Below are 13,186 nucleotides of genomic sequence, written 5' to 3' on the forward strand. Positions count from 1 at the left end.
TGCAACCGTCATCCGGCCATGCGTCTACGTCGCATGCGCCGGAATCGAACGGCCCCGCTCAAACCCTCTGCACGGCCGCCGCCTTCACGCACACGATCCGCTCGAGCAATTCGCGGCCGCGCGACGTCAGCAGCGAACCCGGCACGATCGGCTGCCCTCGGACCGCCGTCATCGCGAGGCCCATTTCGACGAGAGAAACGAATTCCGGGTCCGCCTCGTCGACGTCCTGGGGCGAACGCGCAATGCACAACAGCGTTGAGAATTCATGGGGCGTCAACATGGTCATGTCTCCGGCATCGAGCGACGTCGGCCCGCCTCGGCCGCTCCGCTCTCGCTTCGTCCGCGATCGAAACTGCGTTCCATCGCACTGTGCAAGTCGAGACGGCGAAAGAAAATCGGCAATTACGAGATAAGCACACAGCGTCCGCGCGCCGGGCTGTAGGAATTTTCCGATTCCACTGCGGATTCGATCGCCGAGCGCGCGAAGATGCGCCGCGGTTCGGCAATTCGCGCGGATGCGCCGATGCGAAACGCGAGCGTTTCGAAAACGTTTTCCCCGTTCCGACCCGGGCTCGCGTGCGCGCACGTGTCGCATCCTGCGCCAGGAAGACACGCGAGCCCGTGACGCCTTTCGCCGGGGGCCGCCGCGATCGGATCGGGCGTAAGCGCTTCATTAGCGATTCGTTTTCGGGCGGCCCGAAACGTGTCGACCGTCGTTCGCTCGCACGCGGTGCGCGCAATCGGATCGCCGGGTCGCCTGCGCTCGGCAAACGATGCGCCGCGCAGCGGCTCGCGAGGATCGCCATCGAATGCGCATCGCGCGCTTCTTCGCCCGAGGCCGATCGCATCGAATCGGAAACGGCCGGCGCTCGAACCTCCGTCGCGCACGCGCCCAGTCGTCGTACGGTATGACCAAACCGCAAAGCCGCGCGGCGTAACGTCATCCGCGATTTCACCGATGCGATTGCGTGCGCAACGATCAGGAATGCGTAAGCATGCCGGCATAAGATTGAAACGTGGCGCTCGCGACGGCCACGCGTCCGCCGCCCGGCGGGCGACGATCCCGATGACGTGAACAACACCCCGAGCGGCGTGCGTCGCATCGCGCGCGCGGCCGGGCATCGTCGCCGCCGCGCGGCTTGCGCGAAGCGGCGGCCTCGATTCTTTCAAGCCGTGGCGACCAGTCGCGACGCGCGTGACCGGGCCCGGCGATCGCCGATCGCCGCCCGGCGCGACGCAACGGTCCGGGGAACAAGCGTCCGGAGTTCGGCCGGATCGCCGCATGCGTTCGCGCGCCGTCGCGACGCACGGCGGCGTGCCCGTCGACCACCGGGACACGAAGGCCATAAACAGGTTCGCGCTACGAGGCTTCGCCGATGATCAGGCTGTTGGTGGTGGACCGTCACGCCGTGCTGCGCGACGGCTTGCGACATATTCTCGAAAAATCGGGCGATTTCGCGATCGACGGGGAAGCGGGCGACGCGGCGTCCGCGTTCGAGCTCGTCAAACAAGGCCGCGCCGACGTCGCGCTGCTCGATCAAGACACGCTCGGCCGGGAATGCGTCGACCTGATGCGTCGCATTCGTCAGGCCGCGCCGTCGATACGCATTCTGGTGATGACCGCGCGCGCCAACCAGCGGCACGCGGCCGACGTGTTTCAGGCGGGCGCGTCGGGCTATCTGACGAAGCAAAGCGGCTGCGACGAGCTGATCGCCGCGCTTCACAAGATCGCGTCGGGCGGCGTGTACGTGAGCATGCGCGTCGCCGAGCAACTCGCGGGGAACCTGCATTCGCCGTCGGGCGCGCCGCCGCACGAGCGCTTGTCGAAACGCGAATTCGAAGTGTTCCGCCATCTCGCGTCCGGCGACACGCCCGTCGAGATCGCGCAGGCGCTCGGGATCAGCGCGAAGACCGTCCGGATCTACAAGGCGCACGTGCTCGACAAGCTGGAGCTGCCGAACGAATCGGCGCTCGTTCGCTACGCGGTCGCGCATCGGATCGGCGATCCGCCGTGAACGCCGCCGGGGCGGCAAGCGCGTGGCGTTATCCGTGCGAAGACCGTTCGGATCTGCCGGGTGCACGTGCTCGACAAGCGGGAGTGGCCGAACGAATCGGCGCTCGTTCGTTGCACGGTCGCGCAAAGGATCGGCGATCCGCTGCGCATGTCGCGGATTCGCGAATCGTGCGGCGACGCGCGGTTCTTCACGTGCGCGGCGCGACACCTCACCTTGTCCGCGATTCGTCTTTTGACGCACCTTCGCCGCAAGACTTCATGTCGCGCGCGACTGCGGCCCACACGAAATTCCGCGCACGCACTCGGCTCTATCAGGCTGTTGAAATTGGATACGGTGTAAACGAGCGCTGTGGGCGGTGCGTTAGAGATATCGTGTTCATGATCTCGAAACGTTCTTTACCGAAGTCATGAGTTTGGCCGACAAGCAAGGGCTGCTCTCCAGAGAACACTTCTCGGTGGATGGCACGCTGATCCAGGCATGGGCCAGCCACAAGAGCTTCCGGCGCAAGGACGGTTCGGACGATCCGCCGGCCGGCGGTGGCCGCAATGTCGGCACCGACTGGAAGGGCAAGCGGCGCAGCAACGACACGCATGAATCGAGCACCGATCCGGATGCGCGCCTGTTCCGCAAGGGTAGGCAAAGCGGAGTCATCCTTTGTTATCAGGGGCACATCCTGATGAAGAACCGCTCGGGCTTAGTGGTCAGCGCCGTGGTCAGCCACGCCGACGGTTTCGGCGAACGCGCAAGTGCATTGCGCCTGCTCGACTGCGTGCCGGGTCGTCACGCCAAGACGCTCGGCGCCGACAAGGCTTACGACATGCGCGACTGCCGAGCGCGTAAGGTGACGCCACACGTCGCGCGCAACGACGCGCATCAAGGCGGCAGCGCGATCGACGGCCGCACCTCTCGGCACGTCGGTTATGGCATTAGCCAAGTGATTCGCAAGCGCATCGAAGAGCACTTCGGCTGGGGCAAGAGCGTCGACAGGATTCGACAGACCGCGTATCGCGGCATCAAGCGAGTCGACCAGCACTTCAAGCAGACGATGCTGGCGAGCAACCTGACTCGAATGGCTCGAATACTGGCAGCGGTGCCCAAGGGGCAATGCGATGAGCCGCCCAAGCGCAGCCGTTGCGCGGCAACGCGCCGGCCGGCCCGCTCGCAAGCGGGGCATCCGGCACGATCCATCGGCAACTCAGCGGCCAATCGCATACGAAACCCTTTTAAACAGTGCCCCGATCGTCAAAACAAGGCGCTTTTCAACAGCCTGCTAGAGCCGCCGACTCACGCATCGCCGCTCACTCGCGGCGGTGCGGTCGAGCGGTCGTCTCGGCGACGCGGTCGACCCAGCCCCGGTAGAACGCGCGGTACTTGAGCACGAGCTTGTCGTACCTGCTGTACGCGCCGCCGCCGTCCGGCTTCATCCCGTTCCAGATTTTGACGTCGTACCCCGCGGCCTGTCTGGTCTGCAACCCGAACAGCACGAAGTCGGTCGCGCGGCGCAGGACGCCGCCCACCTTCTTGATCGAGATGAGCATGTGCATGACGTTTTTGCCGTCGCTCACCGGCGTCACGCACTGGAGCAGCTTGTATTTGACGTCTCCGTCCAGCGCGACGGTCATGACGCACCCGCCGGGGTAGCCGTCGAAGTGCAAGTTCATCTGCGACATGTTCAGGCCGAACGCGCGCGACAGCATGCCGAGGGGCCCGAAGTAGCGGTTCACGGTGAAGTCAATCCCGGCACCGAACCACGCGCCCGCCCGGGCCAGCGACTCGGCCTCCGGCCACTGGCGCCAATCGTCGAAGATCTTGAGCTCGAAGGCCGAGATCGGGAGCGCGTGCACGGGGGTCGCGTGCTGCGCGTCGTAAAAGTTCTCGACGATCCGCAAGACCGCAGTCGTCGTCTCGAACGCGATGTGCAGGTGCATGAAGTCGCCGTTGTCGACGTCGGCCGCGGCGATTTCAGGCAGCGGGTGCAGCGGCTGCGGGGAGCCGTACCAAACCCACACATAGCCGTATCGCTCAGCGGTGACCAACGTCGGCTGGCGCGCGCCGCGCGGGACGGGCTCCAGCTGGCGCACCGCCTGGCTGTGGCCGGGGATGTGAACGCACTGGCCGTGCTCGTCGTACCGCCAGTGGTGAAACGGGCACTGGATGCACCCGTCCTTGACCCGCCCGTCGGCCAGGTTCGCGCCGAGGTGCGAGCAGTGGCGGTCCATCACCACGGCCCGCCCGGTCGCGCCGCGCCACGCCACGCACGGACGGCCGAAGAGCGTCAACTCCGTCGGCTTGTCCTTGAGGTCGTCCGAGCGCATCGCGACGTACCAGCTCGCGGCCACGCGCGTGGTCGCGTCGTACGCCCCCGGGGCATGTTCCTTGGTGCCCGCTTGATCCAATTGAACGTCGTTCATCGTTTTCGTGTCGTCGTCGGCCGACTACTTCAGCGCGAGGCCGATGCGGGTCGTGATGTACGCCCTGAGCAGCGCGAACATCGGGTTGTAGTCGAAGTACTTTTTCACCTCTGCCGGCGCGCTGGTTTGCGTCCAGTGCAGCAGCTTCATCGCCGGCAGTAGGCTGTACTTCGAGTTGTTGAGCTGCGGCTTGGCCCCGGTGATGCAGTACCCGAAGCCGAACATCGGCCTGGCGAAGTCTCGTTCGTCGATGAGGGCGTGAATCCGTGCCGCGGCCTCCTCGGCCGGTTTGCGCCCGGCGCTCACGGCCTCGACCTCGGCTTTGGCGTCGTTGAACAACTGGTAGTACCCCTCCATGTCCGCGCACAGGTACCCGAGGTACGGGGGGTTGTTGTCGAGGTGATCGAGGTCGCCCTCGTCGCGCGATGCGCGGAACCTCGCGTGGGCTTGCACGATCCGGAACTGCCCGAGGATCGTGCCGACCGCCCACAGCCTGTGAAACGCGTCCCACAGGCGGAAGTCCGAGAACGCCGTGTAGCAGCAGCTGACGAAGTCGTCGTTGTGGTCCAAAAGCTTCTGCTGCAGGCGCTCGATGTACTCGAAGCGCTCGGGGGAGAAGTCGTCGTCGCGCAGCGCCTTGATGAGGCGCGCCGCGAGCGCGTGGATGGTCACCGCGGTGTTCTCGAGCCCCCGGGAGAAGAGCGGGTCAATGAACCCGTTCGCGTGCAGCATCAGGCAGTAGCGGTCGCCGACGCAGGCGCTCGACGAGAATTGCAGGCGGTCGGTCTTGACCCAGTCGCGCACCGGCACGGCGTCCCGGAACTGCGCCCCGATGCTCGGGAACCGCGCGAGGAACTCGTCGAATTCCTGCTGCGCGGAGATGTCCGTTTTCGGGTAGATACGCGGGTCGAGCTGCAGGCCGACGCTCACCAGGTTGTTGGTCGACCGCGGGTGGTTGTTGAACGGAATCACCCAGAGCCAGCCGCCCGCGAACATGTGGTGCAAGGTCCCCTCGTGCCAGCGCCAGCGCTGCCCCTTGACCTTGAAGATGTCATCGAACGGCTTGACCCCGAGCATGTGCGTGTAGAGGCTGCGCGAGTGCGTCTTGAAGCGACACGGCTCTTCACGGAGCTTGAACTTGGTCGCGAGCGGCGCGCGGGGGCCTCCGCAGTCGATCATGTACCGGCCGGTGAACCGTTCGCCCTGGGCGGTGGTCACCGCGACGCCGTCCTTGTCGGCGTGGTATTCGGTCACGTTCGTCTTCTGGCGGACCGTGCAGCCGTATTTGATGGCGGCCTGCAACAGGTAGGCGTCAACGTCTTGCCGGTAATAATGGCTCTCCGGACCCCACGGCAGCTCGGGAATCACGCACTGCGTGAATTCCTTCGGGTCGTGCTCCTGGCCGGGCTTGTGGAACACGAAGCCGAAGTTGCGCTTGATGCCCGTGCTCGACGCGACGTAACGCTGCGTCGAGTAGAACGACGTGATGCGGTCGAGCTCCGGAATGCCGTAGCGATCGGCGATGATGCGGTTCATGAGAGACGTTTCGGGGATCGACGATTCGCCGATCGTGAACCGCGGGTGCGACGACTCCTCGATGATCAGCACGCGAAACTGTTGGTTGGCCAGGATGGCCCCCATCTGGGTGCCGGACATGCCCGAGCCGAGGATGATCACGTCGAAGTGGTTGCTGTCGCGCCCGTTCGCGGGGCTCTTCTGAGTCATGGGGGCACACTCTCCTTGTGAGATGGAACACATGGCCGCACGCGTCAAGCGTCAGGTGTCAGGGCTCGTCGAGCGCGGCGCGAAGGCGGGACCGCGCGGCACGCGTGAGCGTGAGTAGATCGCCGAGCATGCTGGGCGCGTACCCCCCGCTGCCGATCGTGGGGCCGCTTCGCCCGACTTCGTACGCCCGCTCCGCCAATTTGAGGTGAGGCGCCCGGAAGCGCAGCAGGACCTCGAAGACCCGGTCGAGGGCAGCCAGCCCGGCGCCGACGTGCTCGCCCCGCGCGCCGGCCGCTTGCGCCTCGCCGAGCGCGCGGTCGACGAGCGCTGGCCCCCCGGCGAACCGGGCGTAGACCGCCCTGAACGCGGGAAGCACGTAGGGCAGGTACGTCTCTTTGAATTCTCGATAACCTTGGTGGTCCGATTGCGAACCCCACAGCACGTGCTCCAGCACGAAGAGGGGCATTTCCACGGCACCGGGGCCGAGGTAGCTCTGGCCCCCGACTCGAATCGGTTCGTAGAAGGGGCGGAGCTCGTCGTAGAAGACCGGCACCGAGATAAAGCGGTAAGCGTAAACGATCGATTCGACCATTTTCTGAAGGTAGGCCGCTAGCTCGTCGCACCCTTGCGCGAACGCGGGCGACCGCAGGGGCACGTCGGACAGCTCGACGGTCACCGCGATGGCCGCCTCGAGGGCCGCCATCGAGATGCGCACGCTCTCGAGCAGATGCGCTTCGTCGCGCAGCCCGGTGTAGCTCCGCTGCGCGTCGGCCGCCGTGGGGTTCCAGACTGTCACATGCAGGAGCGTCTCGCGCGGCGGCAGGTCGGTCGCGCGCGCCAAGTCGAGCAGCACCGGCTCGAGCCCGGGCACCACGTCCGCGGGCTCGTGTCCGTGCCGCTTGAGCGACCCCAGGAAAAACCCGATGTCCCGCATCGCGGCGGCGGCCTCGACGAAGCCCCAGCCGGAGGGCACGCCACGCGCCGGGAGGAACTCGCGCAACAGGCCAACGATGCCGGGCACATCCTTTTTACGGTTCAGGCCCGGCAGCTGCAGAACGAGCGAGCGCGCCTGCAGCGAATCGCAGGCCGCCACCGCGGCGTGCGTGGCCGCGAATTTGCATACCCGGTCCAGGGTGCGCTCCACTACAGGATTTCCGGCGCCGCGAGCGTCGGCCCGGGCTGGCTGCGAGACCGCCCCGCGTCGCCCTCACGCAGCGACCGCAGGTAGTCGTAGTTCGTCGGCAGGCTCGTCCGCAGACGCTCGGCCTCGCGCCGGATGCGGGCGAACATCGCCTCGGCCTTATCGATCGACTCCGGTCGGTGCCGCAAGAGCGGCAGCGACCGGTCGGGCAGCATGCCCAAGCCGGCAAAGATGCAGTAGTAGTTTCCGTTCAACCAGAAGTTCTTGAATTCGTAGTCGAACGTTTCGTAGTACGTGGAATCGTCGAACGACGTGGTGGTCAGCGGCAGCCCCGCCTTGTAGCGCTGAACCTTCTCCTTGATGGCGTCCGAGAGCCGCAGGTCGTGCCGGTTCGCGAGCCAGAACGGCGTGTCGTCGCGCGACGTGGTGAAATAGTGCGCCTGGACGAAATCCCGGCAGTCGTCGAACATGTGGACGATCTCGGCGTTGAATGCGTCGGCCAACCGCGGGTCGAACGAGGTATCGGGGAAGTGCTTCACGAGCTGGTAAAGCGCCGCGTAGATGAAGTAGATTCCCGTCGATTCCAGGGGCTCCAGAAAGCACGACGACAGCCCGATCGCGACGCAGTTGTTGACCCACGCCCGCCCGTTGCGCCCGACCCGGAACTTGATCTGGTTGAGCGGTTGCTTGTCCGAGAGGCCCCAGAGGTTGAGGAAATCGGCGGTGGCCTGGTCGCGCGAGGTGAACTTGCTCGAGAAGACGTAGCCGCTGCCGAACCGGCCCAGCATCGGAATCTTCCAGGTCCACCCCGAATTCATGGCGATCGCGGAGGTGTACGGCTCGACCCCCACGCGCGCATCGGCGTTGGGCACGGCGCTGGCGACCGCGCTGTCGCACAGCAGGTAGTCGGACATGTCGATGAAGGGCTCCTTCAGGGCCTGGTTGATCAGGAGCCCCCGCATGCCGGAGCAGTCGATGAACAGGTCCGCCTCCAGCGTCCGCCCCTCCTTGGTGGACAGGCTGGAGATGTAGCCGCGGTCGTTCAGGCGAACCTCCACGACCTCGTCGACCATCTGTTTCACCCCGCGTTCGATCGCCCAGCGCTTCAGGAAGTCGGCCACCAGGTGCGCGTCGAAGTGCCACGCGTGGGACATCTGGCGGGTGCCGTCGGGCAGGCACGGCGCCAGCTTGTCGTCGAGCGCCCCGGGCTGCGGGTAGCAGGCGTACTCCATCGGCTGCCGGAAGCCCTGTTCGCGCTTGCGCAGCCAGTAGTGGGTAAGCGGCACGCCGTCACAGTTCGGCACGCTGCCGAACAAATGGTAGAAGTGATCGCCGCGCGAGCGGTCGGGAGACTTCCTCCAGTTCACGAACTTGATGGCGGCCTTGAACGCGCCGTTCACCTGGGGCATCCACTCCCGCTCAGGTATCCCGAGGAAGTCGAAGAACACCTTCTGCAAACTCGGGATGGTCGCCTCGCCCACGCCGATCCGGGGGATCGCCGCAGACTCGATGAGCGTAATGTTCGCCTGCTGTTGGAGCGCCCGGACGAGGTACGAGGCGGCCATCCAGCCCGCGGTGCCGCCGCCCACGATGACGATATGCTTGATCGGGTTGCTCATGACACTCTTCTCATGGGATTTAAAACCTGAATGGATAGTGCCGCCTTATCGAGCTGAACTCGCAACTCGTCCGATAACGCGTCATAACGTGTCTGGCTCATCACGACAAATGACACCGGGAAGGCATAGTGAATCGCAGCGAAGTTCGGCAACGCTCCGTGAAAAGACCTTCCAACCGCCCCATCGCCTGACGACAGCACACCGTCCAGCGCACCGGTCCGCAGCGGCGGACGGACTGGCCCCCCCCGACAAGGCTGCCTTGCGGGCGCCAGCCACCTCTCCAGGGCCATGGAGGACGTCCCTCCACGCAATATCCGGACATCCTTGGCTGCATCCCCGGAGTTTGATCTGAGGCTGTTCCCCTCTCGGTTCAAATAGAAGCGAAATCGAACAATGCGAGGCGCTCATCGCATCGGCGGCGCACCGCGTAAGGGATGCCGCATCAACAGATTGACTTGCCGATGCGGCAATCTCCATTAGCGCATCGAGATGCTCGGACAACGTCAGCTTCCCGAGGCTTGCCGTACCATGCACGTAACCTCTCCGATACACCATAGCAGTGTTCACGATGGCACACCTCGCAAAATTTCATATCAACCTCAATTCATCCAGAGAAATACTTAATCCTTAAAAATATCGACGAATTTTTTCCAAAAAACTATTTTTATTTTTCAAAAAAGTAAATTCACTTTTTCATTTATAGCGTGCGTGCCGATGAATTTATTGAATAAAAATGCGAAATGAACATCTGAATTCACAATAAAGAAATAACGCCGACACCATTTTCGAAACAAATATGTCAATCTTTGCTAATTTAGGTGGTCTTGACCTGCTCCCTGCGTTTAGCAGGGTGTTATGAACTTTGCCGCTGATAAGACAGCCAGAGCGTGGCGCTTGCGTACGTGGATCAGGGCTATACCGGCGAAGCGGCTCGTCAGGCAGCACAAAGCCACGGCATTGAGTTGGAGGTGCTCAAGCACACCGAGGCCAAGCGCGGTTTCGTGTTGCTGCCCAGACGCTGAGTGGTCGAGCGCAGCTTCTAATGGGCTGCGCGCTTTCGACGCCTCGCGCGCGACGATGAACGCTTGCCTCACACGCTGGCCGGATTCCATTTCCTCGCCTTTGCCTGTCTAATGCTGCCCAAAATCATCGACTTCATTCATCTAGGTTCATAACAGGCTCTAGCAGGCTGTTGAAAAACTACTTTGAGGGGGATCGCAGACGGTTTTCGCGGGTCGTCCACCTCTTCCCGAAGTCGCGCGAGCGGCTTGTAGAGCGTTTACGAGGTCGGAAATTTTCACCCGTAGTCCTCGCGAGAGAATTTCAACAGCCTGCTAGCGGTTGAGTACGGAAAACACCAGCGTGCCCGCGAACATCAACAGCACGACCGACGCACCGCGAAGCAGCGTTCCGGTATGTGTGGCCAGAGATCGGCGCGCCGTCAAGACGCCGCCGATGGTAAGCCACATCGAACCGATCGTCACGGTGAGCGCCGTGAAGACCGCGATCGAGCAGAGATAGAACGGAACCAATACGAAAGCCTGCGGGGGAAAGATCGCAGTGGCGAACAATAACGCCTTCGGGTTCATGGTCGTCGCGACGAACATGTCGCGAAAGCCGATGGTACCCGACTGGATGTCTTCAAAGCGTGGGCTTTTCCATAGCTGCAGGGCGAGATAGAAAATATAGGCCGAGCTCCCCAGCTTCAGCGCATCGTAAAGCCACGGCCGTGTGGCCGCGAATGTCGCCAGGAAGAAACCCCACAGTGATATCGCGATGCCATAGCCCGATGCCTCTGCAACCAGGAGAGGCGACGATTGCCGGAAGCCGACCTTGATTCCTGAGGACAGCAGCAGGGTATTTGTCGGCCCTGGCGTGGCCAGGACCAGCGAAACGTAGAGTGCCATCTTCAACATCACCTGGAATGTCGGCATCTTGCTTCCTTGGTGTCGATGACGGTCGCCACGCGTCGGGGCGAACTGTCGTATTAGTTGCTAGTCATTCTGCATTCGGGCAGCTGTTGGCGTTCACAATAAGCGCTAGTGGTGCTCAGTAACCATGCTAACGGCGATCAAGCGAAAACCGCCTGGTTTCAAGGGGTTGGAGGGGGAATAGCGCATTTGTCACAGCGTTGCCGTTGTGCAACAAATTGTACGTCGCCGACCCGAATGATGCCGCGCATGGAAATTCCTGCTCCTGATTCAAAGTCGACGCAAACACTGTTACCCAATCACACCGATTTTCGCGCCGCAAAGTAAAGCGGCAATTGCCGCGTGCCTGGTTCAATCGCGCGCCCTGAATCGTTTAATTGGGCCCACTACGATCAGGATGACTCCAACAGCCGCGATAAGAACCGGCACGATGAAAACAAACATCACCTGTGTTTCACTTTGAATATGCCACTGGTCAAATCCGCCAATGGCTAGAGGGTGTTATGAACTTTGCCGCCGATAAGACAAGATGTCGGGATGAAAACCCGCAAGCCTTATCCGAGCGATGTCAGCGACGAAGAATGGTCGTTCGTTGTGCCGTATCTGGCGCTGGTGCGAGAAGACAGCGAACAACGCCGCCACGAACTTCGCGAGGTCTTCAATGCGCTGCGCTGGCTGATCAGAAGCGGCGCGCCGTGGCGCATGTTGCCTAATGACCTGCCCCCGTGGGAAGCGGTCTATCAACAGACGCAGCGCTGGATGCGAGCGGACTGTTTCGAGGTGAACGTGCATGATCTGCGAGAACCGTTGCGCGTGTGCGATGGACGCAAAGCGCAACCCAGTGCCACGATCCTGGACAGCCGTACATTGCAATCGACACCGGAATCCGGCTCGCGCACCGGCTACGACCGCGCGAAGCGCCTCAAGAGTTCGAAAGTGCATCTGGCGGTCGATACTCCGGATCAGTTGCTGGCACTGCATGTGACACCGGCCAATGAGCAGGATCGCACACAGGTCGAGCAATTGGCCCATGCGGTACAAGAATTGACCGGCCAGAGCGTGGCGCTTGCGTACGTGGATCAGGGCTATACCGGCGAAGCGGCTCGTCAGGCAGCACAAAGCCACGGCATTGAGTTGGAGGTGCTCAAGCACACCGAGGCCAAGCGCGGTTTCGTGTTGCTGCCCAGACGCTGGGTGGTCGAGCGCAGCTTCTCATGGGCTGCGCGCTTTCGACGCCTCGCGCGCGACGGTAAACGCTTGCCTCACACGCTGGCCGGATTCCATTTCCTCGCCTTCACCTGTCTAATGCTGCCCAAAATCATCGCCTTCATTCATCTAGGTTCATAACAGGCCCTTCTATGAGGGCGTTGAAAAGCGCCTTGTTTTGACGATCGGGGCACTGTTTAAAAGGGTTTCGTATGCGATTGGCCGCTGAGTTGCCGATGGATCGTGCCGGACGCCCCGCTTGCGAGCGGGCCGGCCGGCGCGTTGCCGCGCAACGGCTGCGCTTGGGCGGCTCATCGCATTGCCCCTTGGGCACCGCTGCCAGTATTCGAGTCATTCGAGTCAGGTTGCTCGCCAGCATCGTCAGCTTGAAGTGCTGGTCGACTCGCGTGATGCCGCGATACGCGGTCTGTCGAATCCTGTCGACGCTCTTGCCCCAGCCGAAGTGCTCTTCGATGCGCTTGCGAATCACTTGGCTAATGCCATAGCCGACGTGCCGAGAGGTGCGGCCGTCGATCGCGCTGCCGCCTTGATGCGCGTCGTTGCGCGCGACGTGTGGCGTCACCTTACGCGCTCGGCAGTCGCGCATGTCGTAAGCCTTGTCGGCGCCGAGCGTCTTGGCGTGACGACCCGGCACGCAGTCGAGCAGGCGCAATGCACTTACGCGTTCGCCGAAACCGTCGGCGTGGCTGGCCACGGCGCTGACCACTAAGCCCGAGCGGTTCTTCATCAGGATGTGCCCCTGATAACAAAGGATGACTCCGCTTTGCCTACCCTTGCGGAACAGGCGCGCATCCGGATCGGTGCTCGATTCATGCGTGTCGTTGCTGCGCCGCTTGCCCTTCCAGTCGGTGCCGACATTGCGGCCACCGCCGGCCGGCGGATCGTCCGAACCGTCCTTGCGCCGGAAGCTCTTGTGGCTGGCCCATGCCTGGATCAGCGTGCCATCCACCGAGAAGTGTTCTCTGGAGAGCAGCCCTTGCTTGTCGGCCAAACTCATGACTTCGGTAAAGAACGTTTCGAGATCATGAACACGATATCTCTAACGCACCGCCCACAGCGCTCGTTTACACCGTATCCAATTTCAACAGCCTGATAGAGGCGCGACGCATGGAACGCG

10 protein-coding genes and 3 pseudogenes are annotated in these 13,186 nt (G+C 63.0%); 5 read left to right on the forward strand and 8 right to left on the reverse strand.

All coding sequences use genetic code 11. The features are described 5' to 3' along the window. Nucleotides 1–58 precede the first annotated feature (58 nt). Together WS78_RS25875 and WS78_RS25880 are read right to left on the reverse strand one after the other, a co-directional pair. Entirely contained in the window at nt 59–280 is a 222-nt protein-coding gene (locus WS78_RS25875) for a hypothetical protein (protein WP_038753207.1), read from the reverse strand. Nucleotides 281–402: 122 nt separating this feature from the next. Continuing rightward, the gene (locus WS78_RS25880; protein ID WP_156432417.1) at nt 403–1,122 is read right to left on the reverse strand and encodes a hypothetical protein; all 720 of its coding nucleotides are present in this window, start codon (nt 1,120–1,122) and stop codon (nt 403–405) included. Between the two features lie 254 nt (nt 1,123–1,376). Between WS78_RS25880 and WS78_RS25885 the strand changes: the two genes are divergently transcribed. The 3 genes and pseudogenes from WS78_RS25885 to WS78_RS25895 all read left to right on the forward strand — a co-directional run. After that, nucleotides 1,377–2,015, forward strand: a complete 639-nt coding sequence (locus tag WS78_RS25885; RefSeq protein ID WP_038753166.1) for a response regulator — start codon at nt 1,377–1,379, stop codon at nt 2,013–2,015. A 60-nt stretch (nt 2,016–2,075) separates the two neighbouring features. Then, a complete protein-coding gene (locus tag WS78_RS25890) occupies nt 2,076–2,354 on the forward strand; it encodes a hypothetical protein (RefSeq protein WP_059582737.1) in 279 nt (92 codons plus the stop codon). A 43-nt stretch (nt 2,355–2,397) separates the two neighbouring features. After that, nucleotides 2,398–3,117, forward strand: a pseudogene (locus WS78_RS25895) (IS5 family transposase); the annotation flags it as partial. A 196-nt stretch (nt 3,118–3,313) separates the two neighbouring features. On the opposite strand, the gene WS78_RS25900 reads toward WS78_RS25895, so the two are convergent. From WS78_RS25900 to WS78_RS25915, 4 genes are read right to left on the reverse strand one after another with little or no spacing between them, the layout of a single operon-like run. Further along, complete coding sequence (locus WS78_RS25900) at nt 3,314–4,426, reverse strand: Rieske 2Fe-2S domain-containing protein (RefSeq protein WP_059582758.1); 1,113 nt, start codon at nt 4,424–4,426, stop codon at nt 3,314–3,316. Nucleotides 4,427–4,450: 24 nt separating this feature from the next. Next, a complete protein-coding gene (locus tag WS78_RS25905; RefSeq protein WP_059582754.1) occupies nt 4,451–6,151 on the reverse strand; it encodes an NAD(P)/FAD-dependent oxidoreductase in 1,701 nt (566 codons plus the stop codon). A gap of 58 nt (nt 6,152–6,209) precedes the next feature. Beyond that, nucleotides 6,210–7,295, reverse strand: coding sequence for a monodechloroaminopyrrolnitrin synthase PrnB family protein (locus WS78_RS25910; protein WP_059582751.1), 1,086 nt, complete (start codon nt 7,293–7,295; stop codon nt 6,210–6,212). Beyond that, nucleotides 7,295–8,911 carry a tryptophan halogenase family protein gene (locus WS78_RS25915; protein WP_059582748.1) on the reverse strand — a complete coding sequence of 539 codons (1,617 nt, stop codon included), beginning with the start codon at nt 8,909–8,911 and terminating at the stop codon, nt 7,295–7,297. The genes WS78_RS25910 and WS78_RS25915 overlap by 1 nt, the downstream gene beginning before the upstream one ends. Before the next feature lie 887 nt (nt 8,912–9,798). Here WS78_RS25915 and WS78_RS36335 point away from each other — a divergent pair. Continuing rightward, a pseudogene (locus WS78_RS36335) lies at nt 9,799–10,086 on the forward strand (transposase); the annotation flags it as partial. Nucleotides 10,087–10,245: 159 nt separating this feature from the next. Here the strand turns inward: WS78_RS36335 and WS78_RS25925 are convergent. Further along, complete coding sequence (locus WS78_RS25925) at nt 10,246–10,845, reverse strand: LysE family translocator (protein ID WP_059582745.1); 600 nt, start codon at nt 10,843–10,845, stop codon at nt 10,246–10,248. 534 nt (nt 10,846–11,379) lie between these two features. Between WS78_RS25925 and WS78_RS25930 the strand changes: the two genes are divergently transcribed. Beyond that, nucleotides 11,380–12,189 (forward strand): IS5 family transposase, encoded by an 810-nt coding sequence (locus WS78_RS25930; protein ID WP_059582741.1) that lies wholly within the window; start codon nt 11,380–11,382, stop codon nt 12,187–12,189. Between the two features lie 181 nt (nt 12,190–12,370). Here the strand turns inward: WS78_RS25930 and WS78_RS25935 are convergent. Next, nucleotides 12,371–13,090, reverse strand: a pseudogene (locus tag WS78_RS25935) (IS5 family transposase); the annotation flags it as partial. Nucleotides 13,091–13,186 lie beyond the last annotated feature (96 nt).

This window comes from Burkholderia savannae (genome assembly GCF_001524445.2).
Lineage (GTDB): Bacteria > Pseudomonadota > Gammaproteobacteria > Burkholderiales > Burkholderiaceae > Burkholderia > Burkholderia savannae.